18 protein-coding genes and 1 tRNA gene are annotated in these 19,146 nt (G+C 56.3%); 6 read left to right on the top strand and 13 right to left on the bottom strand.

Going from position 1 to position 19,146, the window contains the following annotated elements; all coding sequences use genetic code 11:
* Positions 1 to 15: 15 nt before the first annotated feature.
* The 9 genes from DW024_RS06410 to DW024_RS06370 form a co-directional block, all read right to left on the bottom strand.
* Entirely contained in the window at positions 16 to 885 is an 870-nt protein-coding gene (locus tag DW024_RS06410) for a hypothetical protein (protein ID WP_117640406.1), read from the bottom strand.
* A 40-nt stretch (positions 886 to 925) separates the two neighbouring features.
* Positions 926 to 4,063 carry a DEAD/DEAH box helicase gene (locus DW024_RS06405; RefSeq protein ID WP_118377264.1) on the bottom strand — a complete coding sequence of 1,046 codons (3,138 nt, stop codon included), beginning with the start codon at positions 4,061 to 4,063 and terminating at the stop codon, positions 926 to 928.
* A gap of 2 nt (positions 4,064 to 4,065) precedes the next feature.
* A complete protein-coding gene (locus tag DW024_RS06400) occupies positions 4,066 to 5,610 on the bottom strand; it encodes an Eco57I restriction-modification methylase domain-containing protein (protein WP_117640408.1) in 1,545 nt (514 codons plus the stop codon).
* On the bottom strand, positions 5,607 to 6,299 hold the full coding sequence (locus DW024_RS06395) for an SAM-dependent DNA methyltransferase (RefSeq protein ID WP_233541349.1): 693 nt from the start codon (positions 6,297 to 6,299) through the stop codon (positions 5,607 to 5,609). Before DW024_RS06395 ends, DW024_RS06400 begins: the two co-directional genes overlap by 4 nt.
* Before the next feature lie 65 nt (positions 6,300 to 6,364).
* Complete coding sequence (locus DW024_RS06390; RefSeq protein WP_118377262.1) at positions 6,365 to 6,844, bottom strand: hypothetical protein; 480 nt, start codon at positions 6,842 to 6,844, stop codon at positions 6,365 to 6,367.
* 108 nt (positions 6,845 to 6,952) lie between these two features.
* The gene (locus tag DW024_RS06385; protein ID WP_118377261.1) at positions 6,953 to 7,765 is read right to left on the bottom strand and encodes a hypothetical protein; all 813 of its coding nucleotides are present in this window, start codon (positions 7,763 to 7,765) and stop codon (positions 6,953 to 6,955) included.
* A gap of 74 nt (positions 7,766 to 7,839) precedes the next feature.
* Positions 7,840 to 8,442, bottom strand: coding sequence for a ClpP family protease (locus tag DW024_RS06380; protein ID WP_118237155.1), 603 nt, complete (start codon positions 8,440 to 8,442; stop codon positions 7,840 to 7,842).
* Positions 8,443 to 8,551: 109 nt separating this feature from the next.
* Positions 8,552 to 10,036, bottom strand: a complete 1,485-nt coding sequence (locus DW024_RS06375; RefSeq protein ID WP_117779016.1) for a VirD4-like conjugal transfer protein, CD1115 family — start codon at positions 10,034 to 10,036, stop codon at positions 8,552 to 8,554.
* A gap of 38 nt (positions 10,037 to 10,074) precedes the next feature.
* Positions 10,075 to 10,992: a hypothetical protein gene (locus tag DW024_RS06370; protein WP_118377260.1), complete on the bottom strand. Its 918-nt coding sequence runs from the start codon at positions 10,990 to 10,992 to the stop codon at positions 10,075 to 10,077.
* Between the two features lie 287 nt (positions 10,993 to 11,279).
* Between DW024_RS06370 and DW024_RS06365 the strand changes: the two genes are divergently transcribed.
* A complete protein-coding gene (locus tag DW024_RS06365; protein ID WP_117779018.1) occupies positions 11,280 to 12,713 on the top strand; it encodes a hypothetical protein in 1,434 nt (477 codons plus the stop codon).
* 69 nt (positions 12,714 to 12,782) lie between these two features.
* Here DW024_RS06365 and DW024_RS06360 read toward each other — a convergent pair whose 3' ends face one another.
* Positions 12,783 to 13,670, bottom strand: coding sequence for a nucleotidyl transferase AbiEii/AbiGii toxin family protein (locus tag DW024_RS06360; protein WP_089573599.1), 888 nt, complete (start codon positions 13,668 to 13,670; stop codon positions 12,783 to 12,785).
* Positions 13,671 to 13,688: 18 nt separating this feature from the next.
* Positions 13,689 to 14,363 carry a type IV toxin-antitoxin system AbiEi family antitoxin domain-containing protein gene (locus DW024_RS06355; protein ID WP_199576942.1) on the bottom strand — a complete coding sequence of 225 codons (675 nt, stop codon included), beginning with the start codon at positions 14,361 to 14,363 and terminating at the stop codon, positions 13,689 to 13,691.
* A 510-nt stretch (positions 14,364 to 14,873) separates the two neighbouring features.
* Between DW024_RS06355 and DW024_RS06350 the strand changes: the two genes are divergently transcribed.
* From DW024_RS06350 to DW024_RS06340, 3 genes are read left to right on the top strand one after another with little or no spacing between them, the layout of a single operon-like run.
* The gene (locus DW024_RS06350; RefSeq protein WP_118377259.1) at positions 14,874 to 15,416 is read left to right on the top strand and encodes a DUF4342 domain-containing protein; all 543 of its coding nucleotides are present in this window, start codon (positions 14,874 to 14,876) and stop codon (positions 15,414 to 15,416) included.
* 18 nt (positions 15,417 to 15,434) lie between these two features.
* Positions 15,435 to 16,142 carry a response regulator transcription factor gene (locus DW024_RS06345; protein ID WP_118377258.1) on the top strand — a complete coding sequence of 236 codons (708 nt, stop codon included), beginning with the start codon at positions 15,435 to 15,437 and terminating at the stop codon, positions 16,140 to 16,142.
* Entirely contained in the window at positions 16,126 to 17,421 is a 1,296-nt protein-coding gene (locus tag DW024_RS06340) for a cell wall metabolism sensor histidine kinase WalK (protein WP_118377257.1), read from the top strand. The genes DW024_RS06345 and DW024_RS06340 overlap by 17 nt, the downstream gene beginning before the upstream one ends.
* 75 nt (positions 17,422 to 17,496) lie before the next feature.
* Here the strand turns inward: DW024_RS06340 and DW024_RS06335 are convergent, their stop codons facing one another.
* Positions 17,497 to 17,871, bottom strand: a complete 375-nt coding sequence (locus tag DW024_RS06335; RefSeq protein WP_089573578.1) for a VOC family protein — start codon at positions 17,869 to 17,871, stop codon at positions 17,497 to 17,499.
* A gap of 11 nt (positions 17,872 to 17,882) precedes the next feature.
* Positions 17,883 to 18,170, bottom strand: a complete 288-nt coding sequence (locus DW024_RS06330; protein WP_055252380.1) for a PTS sugar transporter subunit IIB — start codon at positions 18,168 to 18,170, stop codon at positions 17,883 to 17,885.
* Positions 18,171 to 18,333: 163 nt separating this feature from the next.
* On the opposite strand from DW024_RS06330, the gene DW024_RS06325 reads away from it, so the two are divergent.
* Positions 18,334 to 18,957, top strand: a complete 624-nt coding sequence (locus tag DW024_RS06325) for a hypothetical protein (RefSeq protein WP_118377256.1) — start codon at positions 18,334 to 18,336, stop codon at positions 18,955 to 18,957.
* 31 nt (positions 18,958 to 18,988) lie between these two features.
* Positions 18,989 to 19,073: transfer RNA gene (locus DW024_RS06320), tRNA-Leu, on the top strand.
* Positions 19,074 to 19,146: the final 73 nt, after the last annotated feature.

Here is a 19,146-nt window from a genome sequence, read left to right as displayed (position 1 = left end):
CGTGCCCAATCAAGGTTACTTTAGTTGCGCGTGGGCCATCTTCATATCCAGCACAAACCTTCGAACCTCGTCAGCTGAATGAACTAAGTTATTGCAAGGAGGCTTAGCGTCTAGGTATTTAAGTCCGTTATCGTCATTGCCGAGAACGCCTGCAATCCCGAGAACCCCCGTCTCCCCATCCTTATATTCCTTTTTAAATGTCAGCAATACACACGGAATGTCCAAATCTCTCGACAACTTAAGAACGGGTTGCCATGTAAACGTATCCTCCTTGTAATAACGAGATGGATCATAAGTCTCGATTGGATTTTTCTCCGTACATCTTATTTCGACAATCGCCTCAACACTGCCGTCCGGCGCGAATATAGCTCCATCGATATTGCCGCCCCACACCATGCCATGGCTCTCAAGCAGTTTGTCAAAATAACTGTTCTGAATATACTGTTTTCTAAATCTTTTTGTCTGAGGCGTTTTCTTTTTTTCAGCCCACCATTCTATAAATCTATCTTCTGTGCACAGGCGTTCTGTAACCACCTTTACACCGCCCAAACGCTCTTCGTCCACATCCAGTTGAATGGCTCGAATAATCCCTTTGTCGTCCGTTCCATGAATCCAAACCGAAAATGGAACACCGATCGCATTTGCAAGCCTGACTTTACGCGTTAAATCTGATGCTGGCAGGAGTATTTTTAGCAAAGCATCGCGTGCGAACCCCTCGACTTCAAAGGCCTCAACCGCTTCAGTAAACTCCCCGCTCTTGCCAATCAACAGCCCCTGCAAGTCAGTCATTCCTAATTTAGAAGTTATTGTATTGCGAAAGGCAGTAACATTACCTTCGCTATCACGCCGCTTAAACGCTAGCCCACGAGTTGTTCTTTCATCCATCCCAAAAGCTCCTTCAGCGAGTTAACAGTGATATATCTATCTAAAGACAAATCGGGCCGTCTGATTCGGCCATCGCCGCATGAGATAAAAGCCCCTGCTCAAATGCACCAGGAAACGTAAATGCACGTTGACGATTCGGGGAGTCATCGAACGCAACTGAGATCAAGCCGCCATTGATCCGCTTGACCGTTCCCCCGCCGAGGCCCTTGTGAATAACGCGATAGCCCGGAACGACCTTGCTGTAGTCGATCGCCGGAGTTTCTTCGGCAACGTCATCGTTCAGTTCATCGGGATACCCGGTGAGATACCAGGCCTCCTTGAACTTGGTTGCCTTGCCGCCGCTCGGCTTGAACGTGAAGTCGGCGCCGCGGTCGCGCAACGTCCCCATCGCCGGAGCGAGCTCGACGCCGCCGAGTGCCCATAAGGCACCGGACTTCTCGCGCTTGTCGACGAATTCGATACCGCGGTTGGTGAGGACGTCCGCGACCCAATCCGTTTTGGTCGACACAGTGGTCGACACAGGCTCCGCCGATGCTTTCGGTTTCTCCGTTTGCTGTACAACTTTTTGTTGAGCAACCTTTTGGACGACAGGAAATTTCCCAATTTGCTCGACGGGGCGCGTGACGGGTTCGGCGCTGGTGAGGTCGATGGCAGAGCCGTCCGGCGCGATCATCGACTCCTGCTGTTTCGCGGCGAGGTAGTCGTACTCGGAAAGCGTCGTGTCGTACAGGCCGACGCGCTCGCCGGCGTGCTTGTTGACACCGGTGTAGACAAGGCTCGCGTCCTCGTAGCGTCGGAACTTGTAGACCGCGTCATTCATCAGGGGTGCATTGAAGACGCCCAGACCGACGAGGAGGTTGAAGTCATCGACGGACAGGCCGGTGACCTTCTTGAACAGCCCAGGTTCGAGCTGGGTGATTACGTCGTGCAGCGTCTCCTCGCGGTAGTCCGTGAGGTACATGAAGACGGGGATTCGGGTCGCGAACTTGATCAGCTTGGTCTGGATTTCCTTGCGCTTGCTCTTGAACTCCTTCTCCTCCTCGGTGAGCTCCTTCTTCTCTTTCGGGGTAAGACTCTCCCCCTTCTCCTTCTTGACCTTCTTGACGGCCTCGGACTTGTTGATGATCGTCTTGATGTCATCGTTGAGGCTGCGGAAGCCCTCGATGTTCATGAGGGCGTTAATAGCCTCGTCGTTTGCGAGCAGGCGGCGCAGGGTGTCGTTGTCGACGTTGACCAGCAGCGCGGACTCCCAGCGCTTCGCGAGGAGCGTCGCCGACGTTCCGGCCATGGCGATGTCCAATACCTCGGCGGCGCTGATCTCCTTCATCCTGCTGCCGTCATAGGCGAGCACCGGCAGGAACTTGACGAACTCGTCGACCTTCTGCTCCGGACCCTTCTTGGGGTCGGTGGCGAGCTGCGTCGAGTAATCGGAGACCATCGTGAGGGCGCGGTCGAGCGCGAAATCGAATACGTAGCACTCGTTCTTGATGATCTGGGTGCGCCCGTCGTCGTCCTTGACCGTCCACGGCGACTGCACGCGGAACGCGGTCTGGAAATAGGTCTCGGCGCTCTTGACGTTGGAGAGCATGAACACGCCCGTCCACGGTTTCACCGTGACGCCGGTCGTCAGCTTGCCGCATGAGAGCGTGATCGTGCGGGACTCCAGCGGTTCGCGCATCGAGCGCTGCACGGGCGGCAGGGCGTCCAGGCCGATGCCGGCGGCGGCACCGGCGCAGACGTTGACCTTGAAGTCATGATAGAAGGTGTTCTGGCGTTCCTTGAGGAGGTTGGCCATGGCGTAGCAGCTCGCGACGTTCGGCAGGAACCACAGGGTGTGCCCCAGGACGTTGAGCAGGCGGATATCGGAGAACGGCATGGCCGGCTTCTCGCCCAGCTTCAGCTCGTCCTTTGTGGCCGGCATGTGCTGGCCGCGCATGAGGTCGAGCCACATCTGGACGTGGTCCTTGAACTTGAACTGGGCGTCCTCGCCCTCCCCCTCTGCGGAGAAGAACACGTTGAGGTCGAACTGGTTCGTCTCGGTGTTCAGCGCGATGCGCTTGATCTCCTCCGGCATCTGGTAGGTGAGCATGACCATGCGCGGGAGCGATGCGTACGGGTTATCACCGTCGGCGGGGTTCCAGTTAGCCTTGGCCTCCTGCTCGTCAGAGTAAGTCCAGTTGAAGATCTGCTCCTCGATAAACTCGCCGCTGTTGAGTGCGCGGAACGGGGTTCCGGATAGGAACAGGAAGTACTTGGTGACGATCGGCAGCCACGTCTCGTCCTGCTCGTTGCCAGTGACCTTGACCTCCTCATGGACGGCCTTCTCCTCGTCCTCGTCGATCGAGTCAAAGAGCTTCTTGGCCGTTTCCCGCCATGCTCCGAAATGGTACTCGTCGAACACCACGAGGTCCCAGTCTTCTAGGCGCACCCACTCGTGCCGGGCCTTGATATTTCCGTTGGAATCTCGACCGAGATAGTCTTGGAACGAGCCAAAGCAGACGATCGGGCGCTGGGGATCGCAGTCCTCATATTGCTTGCCGCCGCGACTGACGAACTGCCAGCCCTCGAAGTCGACATGGCGGTTTAGGTCCTCCTGCCAGGCACTCTGCACAGCGGGCTTGAACGTGAGCACGAGGACGCGCCTCATGCCCATCGACTTCGCCAACTCATATGTGGCGAAGGTTTTGCCAAAACGCATCTTGGCGTTCCAGAGGAACTTGGGCGTGCGTTGCGAACCCTCGGCGGTCACAGACTCGAAGTACTCACGCGTGCGACGCACGGCCTCGGCCTGCTCAGGTCGCATGCTGAAGTCCTGGTCGCGCGCCTCGTCGTTCTCGGTGCGGTCGCGCACGGCGATCCAGCCGGCACGCACTTGGTCGGGCGTGCAGCGATACCACTCGCCATTGATGTTTTCGCAGCCGTGGGCCTCGAGCCAGTCATGGACGGGATGATCTAGGAAAAAAGTGCCGTCGTCGCGCATCGCGGACTCGGCAAACTCGATTTTGTATGGCTTTTTCTCAGGTTGCAGTACGGGAAACTGCTCACGTACGCGTTGCTCAACGTCCTTGGCCGTATAGCCGACCTTCAGGATTCCTTTGTGGTTGGGATCAGTATCGGAATAGGCATAGATGGCCGGATGGGCGTCAGGGCGCTGAGGGAAGAAATCTTGCGTAGGCATAGCTATTCCATTCCGGGAATCGAGCTGCACACATCGTCTATCTCAGACTCGTCTAGCCCATACTTTTCAAATAGTTCTTCATCAGTCCAAGCATGGCTCCAGTCTTGGACCGGAACGAATTCAAACGCCTTCGGAGCCATATCCTGCGTGGCCGTCCTGGTTGCAACAAGATATCGAACGAAACGCGTCTTCAGATACTGAATTAAGTTATTTGCCTCAGAAGCAGATGCACCAAGAACAAAAACGTTATATGTGTTCGAACTGCATGACCCCGGTTCAGCAAGTTTCGGCTTTCCGAGAATTGTGCCACCGGGATTGCCGGCTCGCGGAATAAGAACCTTGTACTTTTGGACATCGCCGGCGTTTCGCGTGACATTCTTCTGTTCAATCCAGCACTCGCCATGCGCGATATACACCTTAGTCGCGAACGCGCCCGTCTTGTTCTTTTTAACTGGATATGACGAAGATCCGTCAGCGGTCTGGAGAGAACCGTCGGTACCGTTCCATAGGGCGCGAGTGTGGAACCCAAAGTAACGGCCCGCGTTTAATTCTTCCGAAAGCGGCTTTTCCTGCATGCTGCGTATCTTCTTTAAAATGGATATCTGTTTTGAACTCCTAATGAAGGTTTCCATCCCGTCCTCCAGTAATGGCCTCTCATCCATCGAGACGTCGTTACCGTCATGCGAGTAGACACGACAAAGCCCCCTATGGTCTCGATCCCAAAGGAAATAACAGACACCGCCTTTAATCTCGACACCGGGAAAGCAATCTGACGCATTCACATAATCATGGAGCTCCCTGATGCGGTCGTCATGCAACATCTCAGCTCTAAACGAATCTAATCCTCTGCCGCCGGCATACCACCTCGCGGGAATGATCATCGTTAAATAGCGGGGGCTTAGTTTCATGCCCTGCTGGACAAACTTATGGTAAATCGGCATCGCACTGGCGCCATTGCCGCCATCGCTTAACTGATAAGGAGGATTGCCAATTACTACGTCGAATTTCATAGGAAACAGTTCCCCTGGATTATCTTGATGGATGAATTCATACGCATGGGTTTCAAGTTCGGCATCGCGTTTGTACTCTTTCTCCGAGGCACCACAATACCGACACCTGCCATTAAGCCATTTGTGTTCGCAACGTCCGTACCTGATATTCCCGTCAGAGCTATCAAATTCCACCACTGAATAGCGACTGTTAGCATATTTGGAACAATATGCACTGCGACGAGACAACAAGCCCGTCAGCTCTGTAAGTGCGACACCGTAGACTTGCTTCTTGAGAATATGCTCAAGGCGCTCATCGAGAACGGGATAATCATCCTGCAGCCCCTCGATGAGGCGCTTGGTTATTTCACGAAGAAAGACGCCGGATTTGCAGGATGGATCAAGGAAGGTGGCTTCCGGATCCGACCAGATTTTCTTCGGAAGCATATCTAGCATTTGGTTGGCCATCTCGGGCGGGGTAAAAACCTCATCGCTCGATAGATTCGCGAGGCATGACAAGACGTCAGGATTGTACGTTGTGTCGTATAATCCACTCATGCTGCAGCTCCTATCTGATAAATGCTCGTCAAAGGGTATTCCCGAATCGGCAGAGGAATGTATGCCTTAACGCTTTCGTCGTATTCCCATTCCGACGCAGGAGAGCCAGAAGAACCAAAAAGGCTCATTTGCTGCCGCTGCCCCTCAAGAAGTTCGTCAAGGCGAAAATCGCGGCGCTTGACCCTATCCCCCATCGCCAAAGACCACTCAGAGAAGATGATTGGCTCGTCGGTATCTTCCTGACTCTCGTCCACAAGACGCATCGAGAGAGCATTACCGCAAAGGATGTTCATATCAATCACAGTGCGGATTGTATCTAAGAATGCGGCGTTGACGCGACCTTTCGCCACCTTGGCATATTCTCCGATGAACTGCTCAAAAAGACGCTTGCGACAGGCTGCAGCGTTGTCAGACAGGAGATCCACGCCGTAGAGAGAGGAAACCGCCACAAACGCATGTCGTTCGTAGTCAATAGATGAACTGCCGTAGCGCCTTTTCACGACCTCAAGCTTGCGGCGCAGAACTTCAGCAAGAAAGTTACCATCGCCACAGGCCGGCTCCAAGAACCGGGAATCGATGCGCTCGCACTCACCCTCTACCATGTCGAGCATTGCATTAACCTCGCGTTCGTTGGTGAATACCTCACCATGGTCGACGACACGCTCTCTTGATTTAATCTGTTTATCCACGACCGCGGCCCCTAGCATACAATTTCCCTCAATGGTACGGTCACCATTCTCGCATGTTCGCGAACTTACTTAGCCTTACAATCCTGACTTGCCTCCTCAATAGTCTCAATATGATCCAGGGCACACAGCAGCCTTGTCTTCTTTAGCTCAAATTGAAACCTAGCGACTGAATACACCAGTAAGCCAACTAGAACAGCCGCCGGAAACAGAGATGCATTCAAGTTACCGAAAAAGGGTATTGCTTTTTGATTAGCCCATCCAAAGACCTTAAAGCCGGTTGCAACTGTTAAGACCAAGCCAATGACGGTGGGGCTCCAATCCGTATAACATGTCTTTTCAACCGCCCACTTAACTATCCCGCATTTCTTGTACAGACCAATGTTCGTGCCTCGTCCATCCGGAGAAAAGTCCATCTCCGTAATTAGATCGATTAATTCAGCCTCACTGTAGCCGCTTTCCTTGAATCTTTTAATGAAGAAACCTCCTGGTCCAGGACCACAGATAGGACGGTTTACACGAAACAGTTCCTTATAGGCGATTTCCATTGTTAACTCCTTAAAGTACGGGTGCTATTTACGCTATCGTTCTATCATTTCGTTCGGACAGTTTATTGCCGAGCCGCCACCGATCATTCACAGGAACCACTCTTGCAGTCAATCTCCGTCCAACCACTCCCCGCACCCCTCATACCCACGCCCAAGCTTCCTCCCAAGCTCCGCGGCATTGCGCTTCGTCTCCTCGGCAAACAGGTCATCGATTGCCCTGTCGATCCGTACGCAGGTCTCGAAATGCTCGTCCTTCCAGGGCAGATTGAGCCCCAGGCTCGTATCCCAATAGCCGCCGAGCTTTGCGTTGATTACCTCCTCGGGATACAGCACGTCCTGGCGAACACCTTCGATCACCTCATCCTCGCCCATGTCACAGGCTGCATCGTCCTTCTTGAGACACTTGCGCAGCTCCTTTTGCTCGCGGAAGCGATGCAGCGCGCTGGCGCACGCCACAGCCAAAAAGCGATAACGTTCGCATAGGTCCCATTCGCCGCCGAGCCATACGCGATAGCCCAGAACGACGCTTGCAGGCTCCTCGTTCAGTAGGAACAGCTCCCACGGGTACACCTCAGCACACGCGTCCTCCCCTGACTTTTGCGCGCCACTGCGCGTAAAGGCGCACGGCTCTACATCGTAATAGCCAAAGCCGTGGCCCGCATCGCGACGATTGATGACATGCTTGGGCAACAGGACGATCTTGTCGCTGGGCTCGGGGTCGATCTTGCGCAGCTTTTTGACCTTGCGGCGGACACGCTTTAGGTTGCGCTCGCTATCGACACGGCCACGGTCGTCCGGCTTGCCGCCGTATCGCAGGGCAACCTCGCGTGCCAGGATCTTTGTGTCCGCAGCGCACAGCAGGTCGCTCACGGTGGGCAGATCTTCCCACTCAATACCGTCGACATCCCAAATCCTGCTCATGTTCAACCTCTTTCTGGCTGTTCAACTACGTGCTCATTCGCCCTGTTTAACGTGCTTGTAAGGCATGCACCCCACTAGAGCGCTTTCTTGCTGGGCGCAATCACCTCGTCCACCAGGCCCAGCTCTAGGGCGCGCTTGGCATTGCACCAGCAATCGCGCTCGGTGAGCTCGTGGAACTCCTGGGCGCTCAGGTTCCCATGCTCGGCCAGCAGCTCGTCCAGCTCGGCGCGCATGGCCGCTGTATGCTGGGCCACAATCTCGATATCGGTCTGCTGCGCCATGCCTGTGCCGCCCATCAGTTGGTGGATGAGCACCTGCGTGTGGCGGTACACCTGGCGGTGGTCGCCGCAGGCCAGGATCACCGCGGCCATCGAGGCCACGACGCCCTCACCCACCGTGATCACGGGGCAGTCGAGCGACTGCATGGTGTCGATGAGCGCCAGCCCCGCCGTAACGCTGCCGCCTGGGCTGTTGATGATGAGGGTGATGGGCTCGGTCGCACTTTGATGTTCCAGCACCAACATGGACTTAATAAGGCCGTTGCAGGTCACATCGTTGACCTCGCCCTCCAGCAGCAGCACACGACTGTTGAGCAATTCGCTTGCCATATCGACGGCGGCAACACGGCCGTCCTTGGACTTCTTTATGATGCTGGGCTCACGATACATAACGGACATGGTTAATTCCTCTCTAGATGGAATCGATAAGGGAAACTGGCCGCACGGCACATGGCAAACAGAGGCCTTGCAGCCAAAATACAGGTCAGAATGCGCGAGGCTGCAAGGGTTAATCCCTCAGCCACTTGGCCGCGTTGGGATGGTCGCCGCAGAAGTACTTCTTGGCGCGGAAGGGACGCATGCCGGTCACCTTGACCAGGCAATCGGTGCGAGGCATAAGCCCAACCTCGCCTGGGGTCATCACGCAACCGCGTACATCTACGGCAGTGCGCTCGGCGCCCACGTACTTGGTGCCCAAAACCGACTCGCCACACAGTTCGCTTATGTAGTTCTGCGTCGCGATGTTGCTGCCGCCACCCATATAGACCAAGCTATCGCAGTTATCGAGGATGGTAAGCGCCGTGGATTTGCCGTACACGGCATCGAGCTGGCTCAGCGATTGCGCACACATTAAAAAGCTAATGCCACGACTGCGCACGGTCGCAATGCTGCGCTCAAAATCGGGGATGCGTCCCACATTGGGAAACTCATCGAGCACAAACTGCACGCGACGCTGCAAATGGCCGCTGGGGCTGGCATCGGCACGGCGCTGGGCCAGGTTAAACAGCTGCTTAAGGGCAACGTTCGCAAGCCATGCATTGGTCGAGTCGTTGTCGCTCACCTTAAGATCGATTACGCGCTTGCCCTCGTCGATACGGTCGAGGCGCATCTCGTCTTTCTCAAAGACGCGCATGAGCTGGGGAGTCTTAAGCCGCGAGATGGTCGCGTTGAGCGTGATCAGAATGCTCTTAAGCGTCCTATCGGCTGCCCCGCGAAAATCACGATACTGCTCAACGCCATACAGATCAGCGTTCTCCGCACCAAACTTATCGAGAAACTCCCTGGACTCCACCTCTTCTACAAGGTAGTCCAACGGGAATCGCCCCTCACCATCTCCCGTAACCTTGATGAGCGCAGCCAGTTTAAAGACGTTGTTCATCTTAAGGTAGCGGCGCGGAGTTTTGGGGTCCTCGCCCGTCGCAAGGGTGCCGGCAAGACACTCTAGGAGATACAGGATTCCAACAATTGCTCGAAGCAGCAGATCGTTTGCATTATCCCAGAACGGATCATACCTACGGCTACGACCGTCAGGATCGACCCCCTCCATGATTGCCGCCACTGTGGTGGGGATGTCCTCGACATCCATCACGTAACGCAGAGGGTCGTATCCGGCCGACTGCTCGGGATTAACAGTATCGAGAACCGTTACCTCGTAGCCGTCCTCTTCAAAGCCTTTCCCAGTACGGCGCAGCAGCTCACCCTTGGTGTCTGTGACCACATAACAGCATTCGTGGTGATTGAGCAGGTTGGGCAAAATGAAACTCGCCGTTTTGCCGCTGCCGGTACCTCCAAAGGCAAAGACATTGTTGGACACACTCGTCTCCCAATGCTTGTCGTCCTCGTAGAACGCCACCGTGGCACCCTTAGCCAGGATCACATCGCGCTGCTCATCGCCAGACGACAGCGCCTGCATCTCCTCCTTAGTCGCCCACTTCTTGGTTTGATACTCCGTTTGCTGCGCGGCCTCGTAGCCGTACATCTTGATGACTGACATGTCACGGCCCCTTTCTTGTCGATAGTTCTGTTTAGTTGCTAGGAAATACGGTCGACGCTTACACCCTCCTTGGGGCTCGTCGTACACGGCAACTTGACCGCGCCGTCAATCAGATGCTCGGTTTGCGCCACATAGCTCTCGCGCGCCGCAATTGAGACTGATCCGTCGCGCAGATACGCAAGCAATGCATTAATCATCAGCTTGTCGAGCAGGTCGTATCCCTTGGCCTGAGCGCAGTTGAGGAGATAGCGGTCCTGGAGCCCCCGTACCTTAGTTGCCAAATCGATTTCCATCTTTTCCTCCATGTAATAAAAGTTCTGCCGATTGTCCGAAAGTGCCTCATACGGGTATTTGACGCATAGCTCAAAGTTGAAACGCGGACTCGTATCGAACACGCGTTGCTGAATCACGCGGTAACGTTCGAAAAACATGACGACATCGTCTTCGTCCGCCGTAAAGCCACGCGATCCGTCGCGATGCACGTGGTCGTAGGGCCTTTTGTGGTCGGTATGACGCACAAAGCGAGACGGAATATATCCACCTTTTTCGGACGAGTACTTCATACCTGTCGAAACCTGCTCAAACATGAGCACGCCGCTCGATTTAAAGCGTGGATTGCTTCCGTGCCGAAACAGGCTAATTAAGATGGCCATGCAGCGCATGCAGCTATCGCGCTGGGGAAAGTACAGCGACAGCAAAGCGAGCGCCGCCGCGGCCAAAAGCTCGCGAGCCTCGTGCACATCGTCTCGATACTGCTCGGGCACCAGCCCGGGAATATCGGGCGAGTGCTTTTCCAGCACGCCAACAAGTGCCTTAGCGAGGCGCTCAACGTTCTCTTCACCGCAGTACGGATACGGAAACGGCTTCTCCGCCTTCTCGTTCTTTGCGCACATACTACGGAGATCCTCGTCGAGTGTGTTGAGGAATGCCTCGTAGATGCTGTCTTCGCTCTTCATGAATGCTTCTTCCTATCCGGTTGCAGATGTTTGTCGGTAAGTTTGTTCTAAGTTTTAGAATGATTTGACGTGTGGGCCAGAAACGTCGCCTAGCCTGTGGTTTCGTAAGTAAAATTACTCTGCTCGATAGCGCGATTTGCCTAAAGGCTGTCTAGCTGTGGCATCAAACAGTTGGTATTGAATTGGTTTGGATTGCTTCGAGGATAGCACAGTGTGCTGTTCTCGTCATTAGAAATTTTCGAAATATTCTGTTAACATATATCCCACTAAGAAGAAAGGGCATACGTATGTACGAATCCGCGTTCTCTTTGCCACGCCTCACCGCTGCCATCATTTCGCGCGCACTCAATCTGGAACAAGGCAGTCGCTTGCGCGTCGTTCGACTACCCGATTCGCTCGATGCCGACCTGCTCAATACGTGCCTCTTCATGAATAAAAGCGTCTTTCCCAGCATTTGCGAACTTGAACCAGGAGAGCGGGACGACGTCGACGGCCCCGCTCCGGTGCTTATCGACGCTACGGGCTATCACCGCAATACTCACGACAAAGAAATTCGCTTATGCGAGGCCCTTATCAACGATCTGGAGCCGGGCTATTTAGGCTTTTGCGATTGGGACCCCTTTGTTTGGTGCCTCTATGCGCTCGCGCTTTCCGGTCGAAGCAGGGCAGCGGTATTACTGCCAGCAAGTCTAATAGATAAAGCCGAGCAGGCGCGCACGGTTCTCATGCGCGAAGGACTCATCGAGCGTGTCGTCTATTTCCCGCACAGCGAACCCAGCAGTTACAAGATGTGCGAGCTCATCGTCTTGTCAACGGAGAACCGCAGCGTCACATTCCACAACCTGTCCAGCTTCACTCGCTACATGTTGCCAACCCCCGCGAACGAAGAATCCTGCCCGCCCCTAGCTATTGCACCGGATTGGTCCCGCGTTAGCCTCGCTCAACATCAGACCTCTCCCATAGAGACAATCGTTCTCGAGACGCGTGAGCTACTCCAGCACCATGCCCCACTCTCGTGGGGCAAAATCAGCCTTATCAGCCTTACCCGAAACTACAGCGCCACGCTTGGTGACGCTTTTACGCGAGTGGCACCATTCATGCCCCGCGAGAGCACCACATCGAACGACGTTGATGCGATCGAGGTTCGCCGCATCTCATCTCAGGATTTTCAAGACGGCAACCTTCTGCCCGCAGACGCTGTAGAAAGCGCAAACGGCTCGGATTCCAAAATCGTAAAGGTGGACCCCAGCGTTCTCGATCGCTATGAGCTCCGCGCTGGAGATATCGTCATGCCGCGCATGCTGGGTCGCTACGGCGCGTCCAACCTGCTTGTCGTCAGCGCCAATGACGCAAAGCAGCATCTGGTTGCTTCGCATAACACCACCGTCATTCGCCCGTCATTCCAAACGATGACCGAAGATGAGCGCGTAGTGTTTTCGGAGATAATTGTTGGATACCTTACCGAAGGCCACGGGGCGCAGCTGATTCAAGCATTAACTGAAGCAGCCAGCATCCGCGCCATCCGTCCTAGCGACCTGTTTGAGATCGAAGTCCCGCCGGCGCTCGACCCGCGCACACGCGAGTATAGCGAATCCATCAACCGCTTTGCCGAGGTCGTAAGGACAAAGAAACAAGCCGAGGCCACTGTCGCCCAAGCCCAGCGCGACCTCGAAGGCGCAAAAAAGGCCGTCACCCAGGTGGTCGACCAGACCTGCGAATAGCGCATAGGCAGTAGAAACGTCTTAAGCCGGCGACAGGAACTAATTCTGCCGCCGGCTTAACTATCTAGCCTATTCCCATCCCGTGGTCTGAGGATTCCATTTGCACACATTCGCCGAATGATTAAAGCACGGTGTATACAACCGATTGACGACCTCTTCTGCCCCAGCAATGTTCCCCGCGAGATCAAGTACCCCCGCCTGCCTCGCCATCTTTACGTACTGTGCAGAACCATTTTGTTTCCACCAGAGAGGCGCCACGAACTCTTCCGGCATTGCCACTTTGCGGGCAGACGCTTCTTTCTCGACCCTCTCGACAAGCGTAGCCCCATCGACGAAGCAAGTTTTCGCGTACACCAAGATGTCGACTATATCCTTGATTCGCGATGAAGCACGGCCCTCATGCATCTCTATCATTGCGAGCAATTTATCTGCAAGGGCACTCTCCACTCGGCATACTCGATAGTCGCAGACTGGGAGCCCCTCGATATTCAGACGATCGATCGGCGCAAGAACCTCAGGCTCAAGTCCCCGCACTTCATCAATTACCAAGTCAATTGAAATTGGCTGTAGCTTCTTGGTTCCCATAAAGGGGGTGAACCACACCTTCGCGCCGCACCGATACTCATCTTCTTCTTTGATTTGCTCTGCACGATCAAAGACGAACGAAACGAAATCCTCCAGATCAATCGAAGCAGCCTGCACCAGATCGACAATAGCCTCTTCGAGACTCTCCTCTTGAGCAACCAAGTCAATATCTCTTGTGACACGTGCATCGAGTGTTCGCGCCAGGACGCTTTGACCGCCCTTGAGCACAAAGCTGCCGTCATCTTCTGAAAAAACGCGACATAGGAAGCGATGAAAGTAGAAACCGACGATTGCCCGATTAGTATCCATTGGTGATTCTCTTGCGGCATTCCTAACAGCCATCTCCAATGCGGCAGGCGTTTTGTACTTCACCATGTCCTCCGTTTCGCATTACCCGTTCAGTACCATCAGCAAAGGCGCCATCAGCTCGCGTCGTTTGGCGGTTTTAGAGTTCTCCTCTACAAGATCCTTCAGCCGTTGTATATCGAGTCCACGTCCAAGCGCGTCGTGATAGGCATCGATAATTAATGAGGGATCCTCGCAATCGAGGCAAAGATCGACAAGCGTGCGCTCGGGTTTAGTTACCGGCAGGCCGTCGAGCCAAACGATGTCCCGCTCAGCAATCTCGCGCTTTACAAAAGAAAGGGATTCGTTTCTTGTATTGATACGCATGGGCGCGGTCATCCTGTAGGGGGACAGATAGAAATCGCCCATTTGCTGCAGGTTCGCCGCTGTCGTACCGCTCACGGCGATGCCATCCCACTGACGTTTTCTCTCCCACGCGCAAAGGGAGGGATTGGTGAGCTTCCAAAAGGCGTTGAGTTCGTCGGTGTCTCGGCGCTGCGTTCCAGACATCCGGTAGGCGCCGTGGCATATCCGTTCAAGACGCCCTGCGCGGCATGAGTGCGCCAGCGCATCTCGAGAGATGTCCATGCGAGCCGCCTGGGCTGTGGTGAACACGCCCTCGCTCTCGGAAAGCTCGCTTATCGCCGTTATGTTGCTAAAGTACTTCATGCTGCAATTGTAGGATATTTTCATACTTTTGCAACGTGATTTTTGATCCATTAGATCCGTTTGCCTTGTTTACCCCATTTCTGACGCCGTTTTGCACCGGCACCCCATCCCCCGCTATTGAGGTCTAATACTTTTCCGCGAAGTGAACGGCTGTTTTTGGACCCCTGAAACATCCGCATTTTTCGGCGGCAAAATCGTGGGATTTCAGCATTGAAACCGCAGGAAGCGGCACCTCTAAAGTGTCGATGCTTCGGGGGTCCGTTTTCACTCATTCACTTCTCGGAAAAGTATTAGACCTCGCTATCAGCTATCCCAAAGATCAGACCGTCCCTCCTTCACGCCACGCAAAACCGACCTTCCCCTTGCCTGCGCGCCCCGCGTCACGCGCTTCGCCACCCAAAAACTCATCCAACATTAATCTTGGCTCAAGAATCGCTTAATCTATAACCTGCACTATAGAGTTCGACCAAGGGCGGGGCGGCGCAACGCAAACCGCCGAACGCAACGCTCGCGCCCGAGCAAATTGCCCGGCGTCGCGCCCATCGAACGAAAGGACAGGTCATGGACGACCTCGAAAAAGTTGAAACCATCCGCACCAAGTGCAACGTGAGCTACACCGATGCCAAGGCCGCGCTCGACGCCGCCGACGGCAACGTCCTGGACGCCATCATTTGGCTCGAGTCGCAGGGCAAGACCCAGACCACGTCGGCGCACGCCGCCACCGAGTCCGAGCCGGCCGATGAGCCCTCTGCCGAGATGGTCGCCGCGCAGGCTGCCTACGAAAAGTCGAGCGAAAAGACCGACTTCTCCAAGAAGATGGACAGCGTGTGGGAGTACCTCAAAAAGCTCTTCCGCCTGAGTCTGGACACCAAGTTTATCGCCACGCGCCGCGATGCGATCATCCTCAACATCCCCATCCTGATTCCCATCGTCGCGCTGTTTGCCTGGGGCGCCACGATATGGCTGATGCTGATTGGCCTGTTCTTTGGCATGCGCTACCGCATCGACAGCGACGGCGACGTGCCCGGCAGCATCAACAACCTTATGGATAGCGCTGCCAACGCCGCGGACGACATCAAGCAAAATCTCAACGACGACAAGTAATCGCAGACGGGGGCACGCATGGCACGAATCCTGATCGTAGAGGACGAGGAGAAAATCGCCCGCTTTGTGACACTCGAGCTGGAGCACGAAGGCTACCAGGTGGAGCACGCCGCTGACGGCCGCACCGCCGTTGACCTGGCGTTGGAGCGCGACTACGATCTGATTCTGCTCGATGTACTGTTGCCGCAGCTCAACGGCATGGAGGTGCTGCGGCGCGTACGCAAGCACAAGGATGTGCCGGTGATTATGGTCACCGCGCGCGACGCCGTGATGGACAAGGTGGCCGGGCTCGATGCCGGCGCCGACGATTACCTGACCAAGCCATTTGCGATTGAGGAGCTGTTCGCACGGATCCGCGTGGCACTGAAGCGCTCGGAAGCCGTGCGAGCGGCTTCGGGCGTTGGCGGCGCCAGCGCCGGGGCTGGCGTAGCGAGCGGCACGGCCGCCGGTATCGCCACAATGTCCCCGGCAACCGACACGGCCCAGACCGCTGCCGCGCCCTCCCCCGCCGCGCTCACCGTGGGTTCGGTCGCGCTCGATCCCGACCGCCGCGAAGTCACGGTCGGCGGCTCGCCCATCGCGCACGAGGCGCTGGGCTACGAATACGTAGGCGACACCAACAACGTCGACGTGCACATCGCGCACCTGCGCGCCAAGATCGAAGACGCCGGCGGTGCCCGCATCATCCAGACCGTGCGCGGGGTGGGCTATGTCTGCCGCGCGTAATGCCGAGGCCAAGCGCGTCACCTCCATCGCCCGCGCCATCAACTGGAGCTATATGTGGCGCCGCCTGATGAGCTACGTCTGGCTCGATCTGTTGCTGTTGGTTATTGCGGTGGCGATCCTCGTCTATGGATACAACCAGACGCTGCCCAACGGCGCGTTTACCGCAGGATGGATCCCCAGCGCCACCGTTCGCAGCATGTCGCTGACGCCCGCGCGCGGCTGGGACCTGACAACGCTCACCTATACCGTCGAGCTTGCGCGTACCACCAAGACTTTCCCCCTCGCGCAGGACCTCGTCACGCTATGGCCTCTCTACCTTGTAGTTGTGGGTTGGCAGGTCATCAGCGTGCTCAACATGCTCGGCGGCGCCCGCCGCGTGCGCCGCACCATGGCGCCGCTCAACGACCTGGCCCTGCGCGTAGACGAGCTCAGCCGTATGCAGCTCTCCGGCGGCAAGATGGAAACGCTCGAGCAGGCCATCGAGCGCGCGAGCGTCGACTCGCCGAGCGTCACCACCGGCGACGCCGACCTGGCGAGCATCGAGGTCGCGCTCAACCGCCTGCTGTGCCAGATGCAAGAAGCCAAGCTGCAGCAGATGCGCTTTGTCAACGATGCAAGCCACGAGCTGCGCACACCCATCGCGGTGATTCAGGGCTACGTGAACATGCTCGACCGCTGGGGCAAAGACGACCCGGACGTGCTGGCAGAATCCATCGCGTCCCTCAAGGCCGAAAGCGAGCACATGCAAGAGCTCGTGGAACAGCTGCTGTTTTTGGCACGCGGCGACGCCGGACGCACGGTCCTGCGGCGTGCGAATACCAACCTGGCCGCGCTGGTCGGCGAGGTATGCGAGGAGTCACAGATGATCGATGCCGCGCACACGTATCGACTGGCGTACGACGCTGCGCTTGTCAGCGACCCGTGCTGCGACGCGCCCGTTGACGTGGCGCTCGTGAAGCAGGCTCTGCGCGTGATCGTGCAAAACGCCGCCAAGTATTCGGACGCGGGCACGCCCATCTCGTTTGGCGTAGCGCCGGATGCGGGCGCAGGCACGATCGACATAAGTGTTGAGGACGAGGGTATCGGCATGAACCAGGAATCCGCAGCTCACGCGTTTGAACGGTTCTACCGCGCCGACAACGCACGCGATGCCGGCGCGCAGGGCTCGGGTCTGGGGCTTGCCATTGCCAAGTGGATCGTCGATAGCCATGGTGGTGTCATTGGCGTGACCTCAGTCGAGGGCGTCGGCAGCCGCTTTACGATTCGCCTGCCACGATAGAAAGCCCCTCGGCATAAATAAAGGGATAAGGCCATGCGGCCCTATCCCTTTTTGCTAGCTATAGCAGCCTGTGCGCTACTCGCGGCACAGGTGCACGGCGAAGCCGGCGAACTCGCGCTTAAAGTACACGAGCTTGGTGCCGCCGTCGGGCAGCAGCACGCGCGACTCCTCGTTGACCTCGAGCCCGCGCTCGGCAAACCACTTCTCGGCCGCATCGATGTCGTTGACGGCAAAGCCGATGTGGCCCTTGGTGCCACGACCGTTCTGCTTCATGACCTCGATCAGCGAATCGTTAAAGTACGAAACCGGGGTCTCGATAACGGGCAGGCCCATCATCGTCGAGAACAGCTCCGCGATCTCCAGGGCATCTGCCGGGTCGGTGGCGTTAATGCCCACATGGGCAACGCGCATGCCAAAGAGCTCGACCGGATTGGCGTTCTGCTCACTCATACAGTCAGCGCCTACTGAGCCATGACGTCGAGGACGGCCTTCTCGGCAGCGACGCGGTTCATGCCGGTCATGAAGGGCACGCCGCTCACGTACGGGCAGGTGAGGCCCTCGGGAGCAACGGTGGTGGCGATCAGCAGGTCGGCGCCCTCGTCGCAAGCGTCCTTGGCCTCGGAGATGGCGCACTGCACGATCTCATACTTGCCGGCATAACCGTTGGCGTCGAGCATGGTGGCGACCTTCTGGGCAACGAGCGTGGAAGTAGCAGCGCCAGCACCGCAAGCCAAAACGATCTTCTTCATAGGTAATGTCTCCCTTCATGGTTTACTTTAGGTAAGTGTACCGCAGCGAGCGATGGCACTCAGCCTCGATGAGCTTTTATGCCAGTTTGCTTGTGCGCTGCGTATAATACATCTAGTACGTGTTGTCATACCGCTCGCTTTATGAGCGACTAAGGATCCTAACATGCCCGATTCCCGCACACTCTGGACCGCCGTCGTTATCATCTGTATCGCCGTGTCGGTGTTCTTTAGCGTCAAAAAACGCACTACGTTTAAACGCCTGCAACAGTTGATGGCCGCCAAACAGTGGGCCGAGTTCGATCGTTTGCTCGACGGCAAACTCACCAGCATGCTGTACCCGCGCTACAACCGCGACTACCTGCGTCTGAACTCCTATCTGCTGCGCGAGGACCACGAGCGCGCCGGCGAGATGTTCGACCTGCTGCTGGGACTCAACCTGCCCAAGATGCAGCGCGTCGACCTGGTGATCAAGGCCTTTAACTACTACGTTGGCCAGGAGGACCGCAAAAAGTCCAAGGAGCTGCTGCATGAAATCAAGAGCTTTGAGGGCGGTCAGGCCGAGGCGGTCGCGCACGAGTGCCAGCTGATGTACGACACGATGATCCTCAAGCGTCACAACGACATTCCCGAGCTGGAGCGCATGCTCGAGGATGTCGGCGACGACCCGGTCAAGCGCTGCCGCTTGGAGTACCTGCTGGCCCTGCAGTACCAGAACAAGGGCGACGAAGCCAAGTTTGCCGAGTACTTGGAAAAGTCAGGCCAGCACTCGATGGCCGTCAACGCGTAACGGACGGCTTGTGCTAGACTTCTAGTCTCACGGGGGCGTGGCGGAATTGGCATACGCAGGAGACTTAAAATCTCTCGCCGCAAGGATTGTGGGTTCGAGTCCCACCGCCCCTACCATATGGCTTTTACGGGCCCGTGTCCCTTTGAGATGCGGGCTCGTTTCTTTTGGATGCCGGTGGGACTCGAACCC

The organism is Collinsella sp. AF37-9 (genome assembly GCF_003475115.1).
Classification (GTDB): domain Bacteria; phylum Actinomycetota; class Coriobacteriia; order Coriobacteriales; family Coriobacteriaceae; genus Collinsella.
The sequence above is the reverse complement of the archived record's forward strand: the minus strand, read 5'-3'. Positions and strand labels throughout refer to the sequence as shown.

Excerpts from the sequence above, each read along its gene's own strand:
- DW024_RS06390 (WP_118377262.1), bottom strand. The coding sequence starts at position 6,844 with ATGGAAATCGCCTATAAGGAACTGTTTCGTGTAAACCGTCCTATCTGT.
- DW024_RS06405 (WP_118377264.1), bottom strand. The coding sequence starts at position 4,063 with ATGCCTACGCAAGATTTCTTCCCTCAGCGCCCTGACGCCCATCCGGCC.
- DW024_RS06350 (WP_118377259.1), top strand. The coding sequence starts at position 14,874 with ATGGACGACCTCGAAAAAGTTGAAACCATCCGCACCAAGTGCAACGTG.
- DW024_RS06365 (WP_117779018.1), top strand. The coding sequence starts at position 11,280 with ATGTACGAATCCGCGTTCTCTTTGCCACGCCTCACCGCTGCCATCATT.
- DW024_RS06335 (WP_089573578.1), bottom strand. The coding sequence starts at position 17,871 with ATGAGTGAGCAGAACGCCAATCCGGTCGAGCTCTTTGGCATGCGCGTT.
- DW024_RS06410 (WP_117640406.1), bottom strand. The coding sequence starts at position 885 with ATGGATGAAAGAACAACTCGTGGGCTAGCGTTTAAGCGGCGTGATAGC.
- DW024_RS06400 (WP_117640408.1), bottom strand. The coding sequence starts at position 5,610 with ATGAGTGGATTATACGACACAACGTACAATCCTGACGTCTTGTCATGC.
- DW024_RS06340 (WP_118377257.1), top strand. The coding sequence starts at position 16,126 with ATGTCTGCCGCGCGTAATGCCGAGGCCAAGCGCGTCACCTCCATCGCC.
- DW024_RS06325 (WP_118377256.1), top strand. The coding sequence starts at position 18,334 with ATGCCCGATTCCCGCACACTCTGGACCGCCGTCGTTATCATCTGTATC.
- DW024_RS06380 (WP_118237155.1), bottom strand. The coding sequence starts at position 8,442 with ATGTCCGTTATGTATCGTGAGCCCAGCATCATAAAGAAGTCCAAGGAC.
- DW024_RS06355 (WP_199576942.1), bottom strand. The coding sequence starts at position 14,363 with ATGGATCAAAAATCACGTTGCAAAAGTATGAAAATATCCTACAATTGC.
- DW024_RS06385 (WP_118377261.1), bottom strand. The coding sequence starts at position 7,765 with ATGAGCAGGATTTGGGATGTCGACGGTATTGAGTGGGAAGATCTGCCC.
- DW024_RS06345 (WP_118377258.1), top strand. The coding sequence starts at position 15,435 with ATGGCACGAATCCTGATCGTAGAGGACGAGGAGAAAATCGCCCGCTTT.
- DW024_RS06375 (WP_117779016.1), bottom strand. The coding sequence starts at position 10,036 with ATGTCAGTCATCAAGATGTACGGCTACGAGGCCGCGCAGCAAACGGAG.
- DW024_RS06330 (WP_055252380.1), bottom strand. The coding sequence starts at position 18,170 with ATGAAGAAGATCGTTTTGGCTTGCGGTGCTGGCGCTGCTACTTCCACG.
- DW024_RS06370 (WP_118377260.1), bottom strand. The coding sequence starts at position 10,992 with ATGAAGAGCGAAGACAGCATCTACGAGGCATTCCTCAACACACTCGAC.